This window comes from Sphingobium scionense, from assembly GCF_014197035.1.
Taxonomy (GTDB): domain Bacteria; phylum Pseudomonadota; class Alphaproteobacteria; order Sphingomonadales; family Sphingomonadaceae; genus Sphingobium; species Sphingobium scionense.
Map to the genome: position 1 here is coordinate 1 of NZ_JACIEU010000052.1, position 15,743 is coordinate 15,743.

The window sequence follows — 15,743 nt, forward strand, 5'->3', positions numbered from 1 at the left end:
GAGGAGGCACAGCCGCTACAGATTACACCCAAGGCCGCCTGAAAATGCAGCCCAGTGGCCACACCCGATTTTACACCACATTGACGGACGCGACCGAGAAAACCGCCAATGCCCAGTTGCGGCTTCCAGTTGCTATGCTTCGCCAAGCTGAGCGGATCGCGATAATGAAATTGTTTCGTTCCGATCGAGACCTCGCCGCCGAACTGCCAGGCGCGGCTTTGGAAGCCCGTCGGCGCATCGCGCTTGGTCGCGCTGTAACGGGACAGGCTGAAAGACAGGGACGGTCCGTCCGACAGCCCGTCGAGCAATTGCGGGTCGATGAGGTCGGTATCGTTGGCCAGGGGGACGGACAATGTCAGGGCATAGCTGGTCTGTCGGAAGCGGACGGCGCCATCGGCGTCCGATGGGCAAATGCGTGGCAGCAGCTTGCCGCCATAGCTGAGACTGGTCCGTGCCTCGCCATTATTGACTTCCATTTCGCCACTCAGACCCTGGAGTAGCGACGCGGTCCGGGCGGTGGGTGCCGCCATCTGGTCCCGCGACGGTTCCAGCTCCATGGCTTGTTTCTTGGCAGCCGCCGTTATGTTCTGCCCGTTCTGAAGGGATGGGCAGGAAGGCAGCCATTCTTGCGCGGCGGCGGTCGCGGGAACACCCATTAGCGACAGGGCAAGCAGGAGGTGGCCGCTGCGCCTCATACCAGGAACTCGGCGACAAGATGCTTGCCGGTGCGGTTATTGGGCACCTCCAGCTTCAACGGCCAGGTCGCGCCGGCGGGCTGCACCAATGTGGCACCATCGATGCTGACGGTCACCGTCGCTCCGCTGCCGTCGGCATCGATCACCAGTCGATGCTCGCCCTTTCCCAGAGTGACCAGCGATTCGAAGTCTCGATTGAAGTTCGTGATCGGGCGGCGGTCGATGAAGATCGCCCACGCCAGGACATCCTCGCTGGGGTCTACGCGCAACAGAACAGCCATGCCTGCCTCCACAACATCATTGTTTCGAAGTCGTAACATGCACGAATGGCAATTAATGACCACTTTAATTGCATCTGAAATGGATCAACTCTGGTGGCATCGATGCCGCGATTGGCCGTGGTGATGAAGCTCGGATGGTCGCGTCCCAAGATAAGCTATTTTGCCTTTCTCTACTTCACAGGTAGATAGGGTTTCGAGCGTTTCGCTCCGCGGCTTTTGAAGGATGTCAACTTGCTCCGCGTCACCAACGGCTAAAGCGCACGGTACCCAAGCGACAACGCCCGGTTTCGTGTTCCTCCCGCACAAGGAGAAGACGATGACCCATAAGCAAGTTCGTGTCCGCCAGCGGCGGCAGGTCAAGGCCTCGCAAATCCATATCCCCCACAGCAGTTGGTCGCGCGTCGAACCTATTCGCGGCGCTGAGACTGTGCTGGCACCGGGCGATTTCTGGGCGCGGCTGGGGCTTTAACACCCGTTCGCTTCGCGCTTGTCCAGAAGGGGCGTATAGGGTTCTCGACAGGCTCGAACCGAACGGATGTTGGGCCGCTCGGCCTTCCTACCGGAACACCACCGTCTTGCCGCCATTGCGCAGCACGCGGCGGTCGGCGAGCCAGTCGACGGCGCGGGCCAGCACCTGGGCCTCGATATCGCGGCCGATGCGGATCATGTCGTCGGCGGTGGCGCGATGGTCGACGCGCTCGACCGCCTGCTCGATGATCGGGCCTTCGTCGAGGTCGGCGGTGACGAAATGGGCGGTCGCGCCGATCAGTTTTACACCGCGCTCATGCGCGCGATGATAGGGGCGGGCGCCCTTGAAGCCGGGCAGGAAGCTGTGATGGATATTGACGCAGCGACCCGCCAGTCGATCGACCAGATTTTCCGAAAGCACCTGCATGTAGCGGGCGAGGATCAGATATTCCGACCGGCTGCGATCGAACAGGTCGAGCAGAGCGGCCTCCTGCGCGGCCTTGTCGCCATTGGGCGGCAGTTCATGATAGGGGATGCCGTGCCATTCGGTGATGCGGCGCATGTCGGGGTGGTTGGACACCACTCCCATGATGTCGACCGCCAGCGTGCCGGTCTGCCAGCGGTGGAGCAGGTCGGCGAGGCAGTGTGACCCCTTCGATACGGCGATCAGCATGCGCGGGCGTTCGGCCGCTTCAGTGAGGCGCCAGTCCATAGCGAAGCGGGTGCCGATGTCGGCAAATTCGTCGCGCAGGCCGGCGGTGTCGAAGCGCATGCCGGTGTCGGTCGCCTCGAACGCGACGCGCATGAAGAAGAGGCCGGCCTCGCGATCGGCATATTGCTGGCTGTCAGTGATGAAGCCGCCCCGTTCGGCGAGGAACTGGCTGACCGCTGCAACGATGCCGACGCGGTCGGCGCAGACCAGGGTCAATATCCAGGACGGGATGGTCTTTTCGTTCACTCTGCGGCTCCCAGCAATTCTGCCGAGGCGTTGCCCCAAGCCGAGGCTGCGATCAAGCCTTGGCGCTGGTCATGGCGAAGATGCCGGTGGCGTTGCCGGTGTCGAAGGCAAGGTCCAGTCGGCCGGTGTCCGGGTCGATGTCGCGGCTAATGAATTCGTAGAAGGAGCCGGGCACGTTGCGCAGGTTGCGATCGGCGAACAGGCGTTCGACGCTGTCGGCGCGGAAGGCGGTCTGACGCACGCGGCCGGTGGCGGAGATTTCGAGCTTGGGCTTCATCGGCCGGTCTTCCGCCTTCAGCCGTTCGGCCAGCGCCGCGACGTCAGGCACGCGGTCGGTCGCATGGTTGAAGGCATTGCCCTCGGTCGCGATCCAGGCGGCTTCGTTGGAGCGGGAGAGCAGCAGTTCATAATCGGCAAAGGCCGGCGGCTCATGCTGGCGGTCGAACGCGGAGACGATGACGGGCAGGGCGGCGGCGGCGGCATCGAAGCCGACCGGTTCGCCGGCGGCATAGCGACCGAGCAGGGCAATGGTCGGGGCGTCGAGCGGGTCGCGCGAGGTGCCGAAGATGCGGGTCGCGGCCGCGCCAAATTCCGCGTCGAACCGGTCGACATGGAGTTCGGACAGGAAGAATTGCGGGATCGCCTCGGGCGCGTCGACATGGGCATAGGCCCGGCCGGTCATCCTGAGGCGATCGAGCGGATAGAGGGCGGCCAAGCGATAGCCCAGCGGCAGGAAGATGCGGGTGAAGGCATCCTGGCCGGCGGGCAGGGCGCCGGTCGGTCCCTCGGCAAAGCGGATGGTGCGCAGCGCGCCATGGTCGAACATGACCCGATCGCCGCGCGCCAGCGTGTCGGCGACATAGGCCGCGCCGCTCGGCACCCGTTCGAGCAGGTCGTGAAACAGGATGACGTTCATCGCCATGGCAAAGGCGGCGCGGCTGACGGTCGGGCCGCTTTGCGCGAGCAGCGCGGGATCGATCGCGAGCGCGTCCAGCGCGGCCTTGCCGGCGTCTTCGCCCAGCACCGACTTGACCAGGGCGACGATGTTTCCTTCATTCTGCGACGACATAAGAACGCTCCACGATGACAGCGCCTTTATCGCAGGATAGGGTGGGTCGCGCAAATAGGGAGCTGTCATCACTTGATGCGGAACGGGAATGGATAGGGCGCGCAAATGGCTGCCGCCGATGAGCGCGCTCAACAGTTTTGACGCGGCCGCGACCCATGGCAGCTTCTCGCGCGCCGGGGTGGAGGTGGGGCTGACCCAGAGTGCGGTCAGTCGCCAGATCGCGCTGTTGGAGGATTGGTTGCAGACGCCCCTGTTCGACCGGGTCGGGCGGCGGGTGCAACTGAACGAGGCGGGGCGAGCCTATGCCGAGGAGATCCGCCCGGCGCTCGATAGAATTCGGCGCGCGACGCGGCGTGTGGCGGCGCGGCGGGCGCAGGGGGCGCTGCGGATCGCGACCCTGCCCAGTTTCGGCATGCGCTGGCTGGCGCCGCGCCTGCCGGGGCTGAGCGCGCTGCATCCCGAACTGGTGGTGGATTTCGCAGCGCGATCCGACCCGTTCGATTTCGCTCAGGAGGAATTTGACGCGGCGATCCATTATGGCCTGCCGGAAGAATGGCCCGGCGTGGCACAGGATTATCTGTTTCGCGAGCAGATGGTGCCGGTCTGCGCACCGGCCTGGCTGGCGGCAAATCCACTAGGCGCGCCAGCCGACCTGCTCGGCAAGCCGCTGCTGAGCCAGAGTTCGCGGCGCGATGCCTGGGCGCACTGGTTCGCGGCGGCGGGCGTCGAGGCGGGGCCGTTGCCGCCGGGACCGGCGTTCGAGCATTTCCTGATGCTGGCGCAGGCGGTTGTCGCCGGGGCGGGCGTGGCCCTGATCCCCAGCTTCCTGATCCGGCCGGAGCTGGACGCGGGCAGCCTGGTCATCCCCTTCGACCGGCCCTTGTCGAGCGAGCAGGCCTATTATCTGGTCTATCCCACGGGACTTGGTGGGCATCCGGGACTGGCGCGTTTTCGCGCCTGGATGCTGGCGCGCGCGGGCGAGGGACAAACGCCCGCGCGGGTTTAGTTCTTTTTCGGCATGCAGTCCGCGCCGGTGGCCTTGATGCTGCTGCATAAGCGCGAAGCGTCGGCGCTGCTGGCGATCGGTCCGGCCTGGAGGCGGGTGACGGTGCCGGCCTTGACCAGATAGGGTTGGTAGCTGGAGAGGCCGCTGACCTTGCGGGTCAATTGGCCCCACAGTGCGCGGGCACGGCCTTCATCGCCAAACGCGCCGAGCTGCACGCGCCAGTCGCCGCCGGCGGCCGGGGCCGGTGTTCTGGGGGCAGTGGGCTTGGCCGGGGCAAGTTTGGCCGGTTCCGGCTTGGGCGTGGTCGGCTGTGGCTTGGCGGCGGCGACCTGTGTCACGGGCGCAGGCGCTGCCTTGATTGGTGTCGGGGCCGGGGAAGCCGGGCGAGGTTGTGCCGCTGTCGCGGGCAGGGTCAGGCTGGCGCTGGCCAGGCTCTTTTCCTGCGCTTCCATCGACGATGCCAGGGCCAGACCCTGCTTGCGCTGGTCGGCGGGGATATATTTGTCCATCTGTTGCAGGCTGGTGGTCGCCTGCGGCAGGCCGGAGGCGGAGGCGCGGGTCATCAGCGCATAGGCGCGGACCCAGTCCTTGCCGACCATGTCGCCGTTGAACAGGGCAGTGCCGACAATATATTGCGCACGGCTTTCGCCGCGGGCCGCCGCGTGCTGGAGATAGGGCATCGCCCCGGCGCGATCGCCCTGCTGGAACATCAGCAGGCCCAGATTATCTTCTGCGCGGGCATGCCCCTGCGCCGTCGCCTTGCGATACCAGTCGAGCGCGTTGTTGAGATCGGCCGGAACGCCACGGCCCAGCTTATAGGCCTGGCCAAGATTGAACTGGGCGTCGGGATCGCCGGCATTGGCGAGCGGACGCCATTCGGCGATCGCCTTGGCATAGTCGCCCTGCTGCCAGGCGTCGACGCCGGCCTTCACATCGGCAAGGGCCGGCAAGGCGACCGTCAGTAGCGTGCCGAATGCAACGGCTCCCCAGATACGCTTCATATCCATGCTCCAGACCGGAATAATCGTCCGGCACTATCGCCAAACAAGGTTAACGGCTTCTTAGCATTGCCGGGTCCATGATGTGAAACCGGGGATAGGTGATCCCCAACAAGGTTGCCAGACCAGTTAACCGAATTTTAGGCGGCGCCATGCCAAATCGTTTCGGAACTAGATTTACTTGGGGGAAGGCGCGTGCGCATATTGGCATTGGCATCGCAAAAAGGCGGATCGGGCAAGACGACCCTGTCCGGTCATCTGGCCGTACAGGCCCAGTTGGCCGGGGCCGGTCCGGTCGTGCTGATCGACATCGATCCCCAGGGTTCGCTGGCGGACTGGTGGAACGAACGCGAGGCCGAATATCCCGCCTTTGCCCAGACCACGGTCGCGCGGCTGGCCGCCGATCTTGAAATCCTGCGCCAGCAGGGGTTCAAGCTGGCCGTCATCGATACGCCGCCGGCGATCACCATGGCGATCCAGAGTGTTATTTCGGTCGCCGAACTGATCGTCGTGCCGACCCGGCCGAGCCCACATGACCTGCGCGCCGTCGGTGCCACGGTCGACCTGTGCGAGCGCGCGGGAAAGCCGCTGATCTTCGTCGTCAACGCCGCGACACCCAAGGCGCGCATCACCTCCGAAGCTGCTGTCGCTCTCTCGCAGCATGGCACGGTGGCGCCGGTGACGCTGCACCATCGCACCGATTTCGCGGCCTCGATGATCGACGGGCGCACGGTGATGGAGGTCGATCCCAAGGGCAAGTCGGCCGCCGAGGTGACCGGCTTGTGGTCCTATATTTCGGATCGCCTGGAAAAGAATTTCCGCCGCACGGTGTTTTCCGTGCCCCAGAACAGCGTCGGCACCGCCGCCGCTTCGCGTCCCGCCGGTGGTGGCTTCGGCCGCCGCGTCGTGCAGTAAGAGAGGGGACTATCATGGCTGAAGCCAAACCGATCGCTTCCCTGACGTCCGGCTTGCTGGCGCGCAAGGGCGCCGCCACGCCGGCAATGCGCCGCCCGATGCTGGGCTTTGGTCGCCCGACCAATGGCGGCATGGTATCCGACGATCTGGGCTGGAACGACATGGGTTTCGACGTGCCGATGCACGATGACGAGCCTGCCGCGCCGACCGCGCCCGTCGCCACTGGCCTGACGCCGATGACTGTGGTGATTGCGCCGACACCTGTTCCTGCAGTGGTTATGGAGCGCGAGGAACTGGCCGACCGTGTGGCGCAAGTCATTGTGCCCGAGACGGTGGAAGCCGAGCCGGAGCCGACCGAACGGGTGATCGCTGCCAGGCCACCGCGCGCCAAGCCGACCCCGGTTCGTGCTGCGCTGCCCAAGGCGATGGCAATCGACAACGCCCGCAAGGCCGCCTTCACGCTGCGGCTGGACTCCGGCCGTCATCTGAAGCTGCGCCTGGCGGCGGCCGTAACCGGTCGGTCGGCGCAACAGGTTGTTACCGAAGCACTGGATGCATTTCTCGAAGGGCTGCCCGAGATTGATCGGCTTGCCCAGCAATTGCCGCACTGACGCGGCGATCATTGATTATAGGGTGGGTAAGGTCATGAAACGAACGGCATTCGGCAAGGCGGCCGTTTCCTCCTTGATGGTGGCGACGACGATGGTCGGCTGCACCGGCGCGGCATTCCATCCGCGCACGGCGGCGGTCAAGCACGCCAATCCCGGCAAGCCGGCCGAGGCGGCGGAAAAGGCGCTGGCCGATCGCGACGGCGCAAAGGCCGTGCAGGCTGCGGAAGCGGCCGTGCAGGCCGCACCCGACAATGCCCAATATCGCCAGTTGCTGGGCCGCGCCTATGTGCTGGATGGTCGTTTCGTGTCGGCGGAGGCCGCATTTACCGACGCGATGACGCTGGGTAACCGCGATTCGCGCACCATCGTCAGTCTGGCGCTGGTTCAGGTGGCGCTTGGCAAGAATGATGCCGCGCGCGATCTGCTCGCTGCCAATGCCGACAATGTGCCGGCTGGCGATTATGGCCTGGCGCTGGCCATGGCCGGTGACCCGACCGAGGGTGTCCGCATGCTGTCCGCCGCGATCCAGGATCCATCGGCCAATGCCCGCACCCGTCAGAATCTGGCCTATGCCTATGCGCTGGCCGGGCGCTGGAAGGATGCACGGCTGGTTGCCGGGCTCGACTTGGCACCGCTCGCCGCCAACCAGCGTATCGCCCAATGGGCCGGCATGGCCGACCCGGCATTGGCGCCGCAGCGCGTCGCCGCGCTGATGGGCGTGACCATCAATGGCGCGGATCAGGGGCAGCCGGCCGTGCTGGCACTGGCGCCGGCTTCGCCGGATGCCGCGCCGGTGGCGCTGGCGGCGGCATCGACCGAAGAACCGGCTCCCGTGCTGGACCTGCCCACCGGATCGCCGATTGAGATGGCGGCGGCTGAGCCCATCCCGGCCGTGCCGGCGCTGACCACCCGCATCATCGAAACTGCCGTGCCTGCCTCGACGCCGGCCCCGGTGGTCAAGGTCGCACCGAAGCCCGCGCCGGTACGGGTTGCTGCCAAGCGCGACTTCGTCGTCGAAGGGCTGGCGGCGAAGGCCAAGCCGGTCAAGGGCAAGGCGGTCCCGGGCGCCACTCCGGCGGCACGGATGCAGCAGGTCGCCTATATCAAGCCGGTGATCGCGGGCGCGAGCGCCTGGGTCGTCCAGCTTGGCGCCTACGCCTCGCCAGCGATCGCCAAGGACAAGTGGATGTCGATGGCGCGGGTAAACGACCGTCTAGCTGCATTCCCGGTTTTGACGAGCCAGGCGACGGTCAATGGCAAAATCTATCATCGCCTCGCAATCAGTGGTTTTGGCAACCGGGGTGATGCGCAGACGCTCTGCCAGGCGATCAAGGCGCAGCGCGGCCAATGTTTCGTGCGTGAAGGTGCGCCGAACGCGACGCCGCAGCGCTGGGCAGTCGCCGCGACGCGCGGCCGCCAGTTCGCATCGCGCTGATCGACGCGCGCTTTTGGGCGTTGCGATGTCGTTTCGTGGGCCGGGCCGAAAGGTTCCGGCCCGCAACCATGTTTGCCTATGACAGAGATGCCGTTCGCACTGGGCGTTACGAATGTAAGTGCCCCTTCTGACGTGCAGGCTGGCAACGAAAATCCCTGCAACTGGCCGTAATGCGCTGTGATTTGCAATCCACCATATGGTGCGTTCAAATGACGCGCTTTGTAGCTTGGAGCGAATGCGACTTGGCAAAATATGCAATTGAATGAAAAAAAAGGCGACGCCGGAGCGTCGCCCTTATCTGGTGCGTACTGACACTTGTTAACTGCCAGACCGCGATCTCTGAACTGCAAGAGTGATGGATAAGGATGCCAAGGTCAAGATGTTCCTTTGAGACCTCGTTCATTTCGGTATCGATTTTATCTTGACGAAATTGACTGCGCCTGCCCCACTGCCAAATCCATATGGGGTGAGGAATGATGGCCGAACAGAAAAAGCCTGTCTGGCGACTGGGCGCCGACCTGGGCGCCAATTCGCTGGGTTGGGCCGCGATCGAACTGAGCGCGGCGGTGAATGGCAAGCCGCTCTCCATCCTGGCCGCGGGGTCGCGTATCTTCAGCGACGGTCGAGATCCCAAGTCCGGCGCATCGCTGGCGGTCGACCGGCGCGATGCGCGCGCCATGCGCCGTCGCCGCGATCGCTTTCAGCAGCGGCAAAAGGCACTGATCAAATATCTGATCGCCGACGGCCTGTTTCCGGCAGACGAGGCCGCGCGCAAGGCGATGGCGGCGATCGATCCCTATGCCGTGCGTGCCCGGGCGCTGGACGAGGCACTTTCGCTGCCCGAACTGGGCCGCGCGCTGTTTCACCTCAACCAGCGGCGCGGCTTCAAATCGAACCGCAAGGCCGATCGCAAGGCGGATGATGACGCCGGCAAGATCGCCATCGGCATCGACCGGACCCGCGACGCCATCGCCGAGGATGAAACGGCAGCCGGCGCGGAGCCGGGCAGTTGGACCTTTGGCAAATGGCTGTATGAGCGCCAGTTGAAAGGACAGTCCGTGCGCACCCGGTCGCGCCCCGAAAGCGGCGAAGATGCCAAGGGCGACGGCTATGACTTCTACCCAGGCCGTGCGCTGATGGAGGAGGAGTTCGATGTCATCTGGGCTGCGCAGGCGCCGCATCATCCCGATGTGCTGACCAATGATGTCCATGACCGATTGCATGAGATCATTTTCTATCAGCGGCCGCTGAAGGCGCCGCAGGTCGGCATGTGTACCTTGATACCCGGCGACCGACGCCTACCCAAGGCGCACCCCCTGTTTCAGCGTCGTCGCCTGCTGGAGGAACTCAATGCGCTGATGATCGTGCGGCCGGGCGAAGTCGCGCAGCGATTGACGCGGGAGGAGCGCGACATCCTGTTCCTCAAGCTCAAGGACAAGAACAAGGTCAGCTTTGCGAGCCTGCGCAAGGCATTGAAGCTCGATCCTGACGCCCGCTTCAACAAGGAGAGCGAGAACCGCACCGACCTGAAAGGGGATGAGGAGGCGGCTGTGATGGGGAGCAAGACGCGCTTCGGCAATCACTGGGTCCATTTGTCGGTCGAAGCCCAATGGGATGTCCTCGCGCGGCTGGACGATGTCGAAAGCGAGGCGGAGGATGCCGCCTTTCGCGCCTGGCTGTCCGAAACCTATGCGTTGACGCCGGAAGAGGCGCGGGCGGTCGCCAATGCCCCGCTGCCGCCCGGCTATGGCCGGTTCGGCGAGACGGCGACCTGCAAACTGATCGAAGCGCTACGCGATGGCAAGAAGGACGGGTGCGTATTGGTCTATAGCGAAGCAGTCACCGACGCGGGTCTTGGTCATCATAGCGACCGGCGTACCGGCGAGGTGTTCGAGGATGCGAAGGGGCGCCCGCAGCTACCCTATTATGGCGTCGCGCTGGAACGGCACATCATGCCGGGGACCGGAGATCCATCCGATCCGGAGGAAATGCGGGTTGGCCGCCTCACCAATCCAACCGTTCATATCGGTCTCAACCAGTTGCGTCGGATCGTGAACAGCCTGATCCGCGCCTATGGCCCGCCCGCCGAGATCGCGATCGAACTGGCACGCGAACTGAAGCTGACCGACGACGACAAGAAGCGCATCAATCGGGAGAATAACGAGAACCGGTTGAACGCGCAGCGGCGGTCGGAAAAGCTGCTGGCCATCGGCCAGGCCGATACCGGCGCCAACCGCGCGCTGCTCAAGCTATGGGAGGAACTTAATCCCGCCAATGTGCTGGATCGGCGCTGCATTTACAGCGGGCAGCAGATTTCCATCGACATGCTCTTTTCCGCAGCGGTGGAGGTCGATCATATCCTGCCCTTCAGCGCAACGCTGGATGACAGCAATGGCAACAAGATCGTCTGCCTGCGCGAGGCCAATCGGGAAAAGCGCAAACGCTCCCCTTATGAAGCATGGGGCCACAATGCGCGCTGGGACGAGATTGCGGCGCGCGCGGCGCAACTGCCCCGCAACAAGCGCTGGCGTTTCGAGCCGGATGCGATGGACAAGTTCAGCGACGAAGGCGGCTTTCAGGCGCGCCACCTGGTCGACACCCAATATCTGGCCCGGCTGTCGCGCGAATATCTGGCGACGCTCTATCCCGAAAAGGGCGAGGGCAGTGGTCATATCTGGGTGTCGCCGGGGCGTCTGACCGAAATGGTGCGGCGCAAGCTGGGGCTCAACGACCTGCTGCCCGATCATAATTTCGGCGGCGGCGCGGATCAGGCCAAGAACCGGCTCGACCATCGCCACCATGCCATCGACGCCGTGGTCGTGGCGATCGTCGATCGGGGCATGCTGAATGCGATTGCGCGGGCATCCGGGCAGGAAGGGGCCGAAGGGCGCGAACGGATCATCATTCCGGAACCCTGGGACGGGTTTCGCGATGCGTTGCGCGAGACGGTCAACCGCATCACCGTCAGCCATCGCACCGATCATGGCACGGCGTCCAAGGCGGGGTTGCCAAAGGGCAAGGATGCGACCGCCGGTCGGCTGCATAATGACACCGCCTATGGCCTCACCGGCGAAACCGATGCCAAGGGCAACAGCATCGTCGTGCGCCGCGTGCCCCTGTCCAGCTTCAAGAAACTGGCCGACCTCGACCGCATTCGCGATGTTGATCTGAAAGCTGCGCTTTACCGCCATCTCGACGGTAGGGAGGGGAAGGCGTTCGAACAGGCGATCGCGGCGTTCCCCGATCTGGAATGGCATCCCTTTCGTGGCGTGCGTCGCGTGCGCGTGACCGAACCGCTAACCGTCATCCCGATCAAGGACCGGAATGGGCGCATCTACAAAGGCTATAAGGGCGATTCCAACTATCGTTATGATGTGTGGGAATTGCCGGATGGGAAGTGGGTGAATGAAGTCGTCTCCATGTTCGACGCGCACCAGCCTGGCTGGCAATCGGCCATTCGCAGTGCCAATCCGACCGCTCGCAAGATAATGAGCCTGCATCGCGACGATGTTCTGGCTATCGAACGCGATGGCGGTGGCCGGGAACTGGTCCGGGTCGTCAAATTTTCCGAGAAACAATTCGCTGTCGCTCCACCGAATGAAGGCGGATCGCTTAAGGTTCGCGACGCGGACAAGGACGATCCGTTCAAATATCGCTATCCCTCTCCCAACACGCTCAAGGCATGGCGCGCGCGGCAGGTTCGGATCGATGAGATTGGTCGAGTCCTGGACCCCGATTTCCCGGCCCGCACTGCCCGCCGCAAGACACGCAAGCAGCCGTGAGCAGAGGATAGGCCAGAACAGCGATGGACCGGATCGTCGATATCGCTACCGATGGCCGCCATCTTTCGGCCTATCGCGGCTTCCTGATCGTGTCGGAGGATCGGGCCGAAGTGGGGCGTATCCCGCTCGATGATGTCGCCGCCGTCATCGTCCATGCCCATGGCATCACCTGGTCCACCAACCTCATCGTCGCCCTGGCACAGCGCGGGGTTGTGATGCTGCTGTGCGGCAGCAATCATGCGCCGGTTGCCGTATGCCTGCCGCTGGAGGGTCATCATGCCCAGAACAGCCGGATGCGCGCGCAGTGGGAGGCGGGCAAGCCATTGTCCAAGCAATTGTGGCGCCGGATCATCATCGCCAAGATCCGCTGGCAGGCGGCCGTGCTGGACGCCAATGGCATATCCGCATCGGCGTTTGACTTGCTGGCCCGGCGCGTCGGTTCGGGCGACCCCGATAATGTCGAAGCACAGGCTGCACGACGTTACTGGCCGCTCTTGATGGGGGAGGGGTTCCGGCGCGATCGCGATGCAGAGGATATCAACGCCCTGCTCAACTATGGCTATACGATATTGCGGTCGCTATGCGCCCGTGCGGTGGTCGCCGCCGGCCTGCATCCCTCGATCGGAGTGCATCATGCCAACCGGACCAATGCCTTCGCTCTCGCCGACGACCTGATCGAGCCATTTCGTCCACTCGTCGATGCGTTGGCGGTGCGGCTGCTCGCGCGCGGTGTGGATACGGTAACGCCCGAAGCCAAGCGCGCCTTTGCCGGATTGATCGCACTCGACTTGCCGGGCACGACCGTGGCGGGCGCGGCGAACCGGGCCGCGCAAAGCCTGGCGCGTGCCTTCGAAAGTGGGCAGGCGGGAGACATCATACTTCCTTCTCCGCCATCCACACTGGAACTGGCCGGACTCGACGCGTTGCTACCATGAGCGCGAGCCAATTGAGCGGATATCGACTGATGTGGATTTTCGTAATGTTCGACTTGCCCGTAACGACCAGAGAACAGGCCCGCGCCGCCACCAAATTCCGCGAGTTCCTGTTGGACGAAGGCTTTGAGAAGAGTCAGTTTTCGGTCTATGCTCGCTTCTGCAACGGTAAGGAACAGTTCGAAACCTATATGCGGCGGGTCGAGTCGAGCTTGCCCGATAGCGGCGACGTCCACATCCTCAGCTTCACGGATCGGCAATATGAAAATATCGTGCGATTTTCAGGACAGCGCCGGCGGCGGCAACGCAAAAACCCCGATCAGCTCGCGCTATTTTAGTGATTCGGGCGATTTTCACAACGATGGATCAACGGTTATTGCCTTGTCTTTCAATGCAATAACCGTTGATCCATCATAGCTGTTCAGAGATCGCGGTCCAGCGGCAACCAGTTGACCGGTAAGAACTACCGCGACGATATCATAGCTGTTCAGAGATCGCGGTCCAGCGGCAACAGATCCTCTCCCGCCAGGAATGGCCGGGACATCATAGCTGTTCAGAGATCGCGGTCCAGCGGCAACGGCGACGCCAAGGCCCCATGGATACCGGCGATCATAGCTGTTCAGAGATCGCGGTCCAGCGGCAACTAGGTCTTCGACGAAAACACCGCGTTCTCGATCATAGCTGTTCAGAGATCGCGGTCCAGCGGCAACCAACTGCGGCGAGCGGTACCGCGCGGGCCTATCATAGCTGTTCAGAGATCGCGGTCCAGCGGCAACAGGCCGGCGCCGAGGTCGCCCAGCCCGATCATCATAGCTGTTCAGAGATCGCGGTCCAGCGGCAACCGTAGAAGGTCATGATCTTCTTCCGCCGGCATCATAGCTGTTCAGAGATCGCGGTCCAGCGGCAACCGCGCTGTCCATGCGCGAACCGACCGTGGCATCATAGCTGTTCAGAGATCGCGGTCCAGCGGCAACCCGGTCGGCCACTATATTTTCAATCGCCCTATCATAGCTGTTCAGAGATCGCGGTCCAGCGGCAACCCTTGGCAGCCGCGACCGCCATTTCCTTGGATCATAGCTGTTCAGAGATCGCGGTCCAGCGGCAACGCATCCCGGCTGCGGTAAAGCGGGGAACAGATCATAGCTGTTCAGAGATCGCGGTCCAGCGGCAACTTCGATCGCATCGTGATCGACGGCATGGAAATCATAGCTGTTCAGAGATCGCGGTCCAGCGGCAACTGCGCCTTGTTCTTGGCAATCTCGGCATCGATCATAGCTGTTCAGAGATCGCGGTCCAGCGGCAACCTGTTGCAGCTATCAGGCATGTTCTGCGGCATCATAGCTGTTCAGAGATCGCGGTCCAGCGGCAACTCCCCGAACTTGGCAATGAGGTCGTCCTCAATCATAGCTGTTCAGAGATCGCGGTCCAGCGGCAACGAGGCGGCGGGCAAGGTTCTCCTTGTCGAGATCATAGCTGTTCAGAGATCGCGGTCCAGTAGCAACGGAACGGGCGGGGGCCAGTCGTCGATCGCGTCAGTGCCGGCAAGCGTGTTACGTATTCTAAGTTCAAATTCGATTAATGTGAACTAGGATCAGGACCTATTAAATTTCTTGCCGAGCAGGTGATTGGTTGATTCAATGGCGGCGTCAGGAGGCGTCGCCATGAGTGATCTGATCTGGTTGTCGGAGGCGCAGATGCGCCGGATCGAGCCCTATTTCCCGCTGTCACACGGGGTCCCACGGGTCGATGACCGACGGATCATCAGCGGTATCATTTTTGTCATCAGGAACGGCCTGCGGTGGCGTGATGCGCCCGCTGACTATGGTCCGCCCAAAACGATCTACAACCGCTTCATCCGGTGGAGCCGACTTGGCGTGTTCAACAGGATCTTCGCAGCACTCTCGGCCCAGGGTGGCAAACCCGACCAGTTGATGATCGATGCGACGCATCTGAAGGCTCACCGGACCGCCGCCAGCCTGCTAAAAAGGGGTTGTTCCCCGACGTATCGGACGCACTAAGGGCGGCCTGAACTCGAAGCTCCATGCCGTGTGCGACGGCAAGGGCAGGCCGCTGGTCATGCTGCTGAGCGAGGGCCAGATGAGCGACTACAAGGGAGCCGCCCTGATGCTCGACGCTTTGCCTCACGCCAAAGCCCTGCTCGGCGATCGAGGCTATGACGCCGACTGGTTTCGCACGGCGCTCGCCGAACGCAACATCGCGGCCTGCATCCCGTCAAAGAGGAACCGGAAGATCCCGATCCCACACGACGCTGTGTTATATCGCCAGCGCCACAGGATCGAGAATATGTTCGGTAGGCTCAAGGACTGGCGGCGCATCCATACCCGCTACGATCGATGCGCCCACACATTCATGTCCGCCATCTGCATCGCAGCAACCGTCATCTTCTGGATCAATCAATGAGTCCTGATCTTAGATCATTTATGCGCGAATTAAGCTGACATGATGCTGAATGTCCGTCAGCGAAACTTGGCCAATGGTGTCAATCGGCGTGCAAACGGGACCCCTTATCGGCGCGCAAAAGGGACCCCCTGTCAGGATGGCGGAACGTTGATGTGACGGGCTTCCTTGCGCT

At 63.3% G+C, this 15,743-nt stretch carries 14 protein-coding genes and 1 CRISPR repeat array; of the genes, 9 read left to right on the forward strand and 5 right to left on the reverse strand.

From position 1 onward, the window contains the following. Both GGQ90_RS27540 and GGQ90_RS27545 read right to left on the reverse strand, forming a co-directional pair. The coding region (locus GGQ90_RS27540) for a hypothetical protein (protein WP_188084516.1) at positions 1 to 557 on the reverse strand (557 nt) is incomplete at its 3' end. 134 nt (positions 558 to 691) lie between these two features. After that, the gene (locus GGQ90_RS27545) at positions 692 to 976 is read right to left on the reverse strand and encodes a hypothetical protein (RefSeq protein WP_188084517.1); all 285 of its coding nucleotides are present in this window, start codon (positions 974 to 976) and stop codon (positions 692 to 694) included. 316 nt (positions 977 to 1,292) lie between these two features. On the opposite strand from GGQ90_RS27545, the gene GGQ90_RS27550 reads away from it, so the two are divergent. Continuing rightward, positions 1,293 to 1,445 (forward strand): hypothetical protein, encoded by a 153-nt coding sequence (locus GGQ90_RS27550; RefSeq protein WP_188084518.1) that lies wholly within the window; start codon positions 1,293 to 1,295, stop codon positions 1,443 to 1,445. A gap of 87 nt (positions 1,446 to 1,532) precedes the next feature. On the opposite strand, the gene purU is transcribed toward GGQ90_RS27550, so the two are convergent. Both purU and GGQ90_RS27560 read right to left on the reverse strand, forming a co-directional pair. Beyond that, a complete protein-coding gene (gene purU, locus GGQ90_RS27555) occupies positions 1,533 to 2,402 on the reverse strand; it encodes a formyltetrahydrofolate deformylase (RefSeq protein WP_188084519.1) in 870 nt (289 codons plus the stop codon). A gap of 52 nt (positions 2,403 to 2,454) precedes the next feature. Further along, entirely contained in the window at positions 2,455 to 3,471 is a 1,017-nt protein-coding gene (locus GGQ90_RS27560) for a DUF1338 domain-containing protein (RefSeq protein ID WP_188084520.1), read from the reverse strand. An 88-nt stretch (positions 3,472 to 3,559) separates the two neighbouring features. Between GGQ90_RS27560 and gcvA the strand changes: the two genes are divergently transcribed. Next, positions 3,560 to 4,477: a transcriptional regulator GcvA gene (gene gcvA, locus GGQ90_RS27565; RefSeq protein WP_188084521.1), complete on the forward strand. Its 918-nt coding sequence runs from the start codon at positions 3,560 to 3,562 to the stop codon at positions 4,475 to 4,477. Here gcvA and GGQ90_RS27570 read toward each other — a convergent pair. Beyond that, a complete protein-coding gene (locus GGQ90_RS27570) occupies positions 4,474 to 5,484 on the reverse strand; it encodes an SPOR domain-containing protein (RefSeq protein WP_188084522.1) in 1,011 nt (336 codons plus the stop codon). The genes gcvA and GGQ90_RS27570 overlap by 4 nt on opposite strands. A 186-nt stretch (positions 5,485 to 5,670) precedes the next feature. On the opposite strand from GGQ90_RS27570, the gene GGQ90_RS27575 reads away from it, so the two are divergent. The 7 genes from GGQ90_RS27575 (at position 5,671) to GGQ90_RS27605 (ending at position 15,571) form a co-directional block, all read left to right on the forward strand. Next, complete coding sequence (locus GGQ90_RS27575) at positions 5,671 to 6,390, forward strand: ParA family protein (RefSeq protein WP_004212248.1); 720 nt, start codon at positions 5,671 to 5,673, stop codon at positions 6,388 to 6,390. A gap of 14 nt (positions 6,391 to 6,404) precedes the next feature. Next, on the forward strand, positions 6,405 to 7,001 hold the full coding sequence (locus GGQ90_RS27580) for a hypothetical protein (protein WP_188084523.1): 597 nt from the start codon (positions 6,405 to 6,407) through the stop codon (positions 6,999 to 7,001). Between the two features lie 34 nt (positions 7,002 to 7,035). Further along, positions 7,036 to 8,436 (forward strand): SPOR domain-containing protein, encoded by a 1,401-nt coding sequence (locus GGQ90_RS27585; RefSeq protein WP_188084524.1) that lies wholly within the window; start codon positions 7,036 to 7,038, stop codon positions 8,434 to 8,436. Between the two features lie 476 nt (positions 8,437 to 8,912). After that, positions 8,913 to 12,218, forward strand: a complete 3,306-nt coding sequence (gene cas9 / locus GGQ90_RS27590; RefSeq protein ID WP_188084525.1) for a type II CRISPR RNA-guided endonuclease Cas9 — start codon at positions 8,913 to 8,915, stop codon at positions 12,216 to 12,218. Positions 12,219 to 12,241: 23 nt separating this feature from the next. Then, entirely contained in the window at positions 12,242 to 13,153 is a 912-nt protein-coding gene (cas1, locus tag GGQ90_RS27595; protein WP_188084526.1) for a type II CRISPR-associated endonuclease Cas1, read from the forward strand. Positions 13,154 to 13,182: 29 nt separating this feature from the next. Beyond that, a complete protein-coding gene (cas2, locus tag GGQ90_RS27600) occupies positions 13,183 to 13,488 on the forward strand; it encodes a CRISPR-associated endonuclease Cas2 (RefSeq protein WP_281391473.1) in 306 nt (101 codons plus the stop codon). A gap of 72 nt (positions 13,489 to 13,560) precedes the next feature. Next, a CRISPR array of direct repeats spans positions 13,561 to 14,652; the repeat unit is 36 nt; unit sequence ATCATAGCTGTTCAGAGATCGCGGTCCAGCGGCAAC. Between the two features lie 159 nt (positions 14,653 to 14,811). Next, positions 14,812 to 15,571, forward strand: a protein-coding gene (locus tag GGQ90_RS27605; RefSeq protein ID WP_188084528.1) for an IS5 family transposase whose coding sequence is annotated in 2 segments (ribosomal slippage) — positions 14,812 to 15,146 and positions 15,145 to 15,571 — 762 coding nt in all. Because the reading frame shifts where the segments join, the coding sequence is not laid out codon by codon here. The last annotated feature ends 172 nt before the right edge of the window (positions 15,572 to 15,743 follow it).

Excerpts from the sequence above, each read along its gene's own strand:
- GGQ90_RS27545 (WP_188084517.1), bottom strand. The coding sequence starts at position 976 with ATGGCTGTTCTGTTGCGCGTAGACCCCAGCGAGGATGTCCTGGCGTGG.
- GGQ90_RS27550 (WP_188084518.1), top strand. The coding sequence starts at position 1,293 with ATGACCCATAAGCAAGTTCGTGTCCGCCAGCGGCGGCAGGTCAAGGCC.
- GGQ90_RS27560 (WP_188084520.1), bottom strand. The coding sequence starts at position 3,471 with ATGTCGTCGCAGAATGAAGGAAACATCGTCGCCCTGGTCAAGTCGGTG.
- gcvA (WP_188084521.1), top strand. The coding sequence starts at position 3,560 with ATGGATAGGGCGCGCAAATGGCTGCCGCCGATGAGCGCGCTCAACAGT.
- GGQ90_RS27570 (WP_188084522.1), bottom strand. The coding sequence starts at position 5,484 with ATGGATATGAAGCGTATCTGGGGAGCCGTTGCATTCGGCACGCTACTG.
- GGQ90_RS27580 (WP_188084523.1), top strand. The coding sequence starts at position 6,405 with ATGGCTGAAGCCAAACCGATCGCTTCCCTGACGTCCGGCTTGCTGGCG.
- GGQ90_RS27585 (WP_188084524.1), top strand. The coding sequence starts at position 7,036 with ATGAAACGAACGGCATTCGGCAAGGCGGCCGTTTCCTCCTTGATGGTG.
- cas9 (WP_188084525.1), top strand. The coding sequence starts at position 8,913 with ATGGCCGAACAGAAAAAGCCTGTCTGGCGACTGGGCGCCGACCTGGGC.
- cas1 (WP_188084526.1), top strand. The coding sequence starts at position 12,242 with ATGGACCGGATCGTCGATATCGCTACCGATGGCCGCCATCTTTCGGCC.
- cas2 (WP_281391473.1), top strand. The coding sequence starts at position 13,183 with ATGTGGATTTTCGTAATGTTCGACTTGCCCGTAACGACCAGAGAACAG.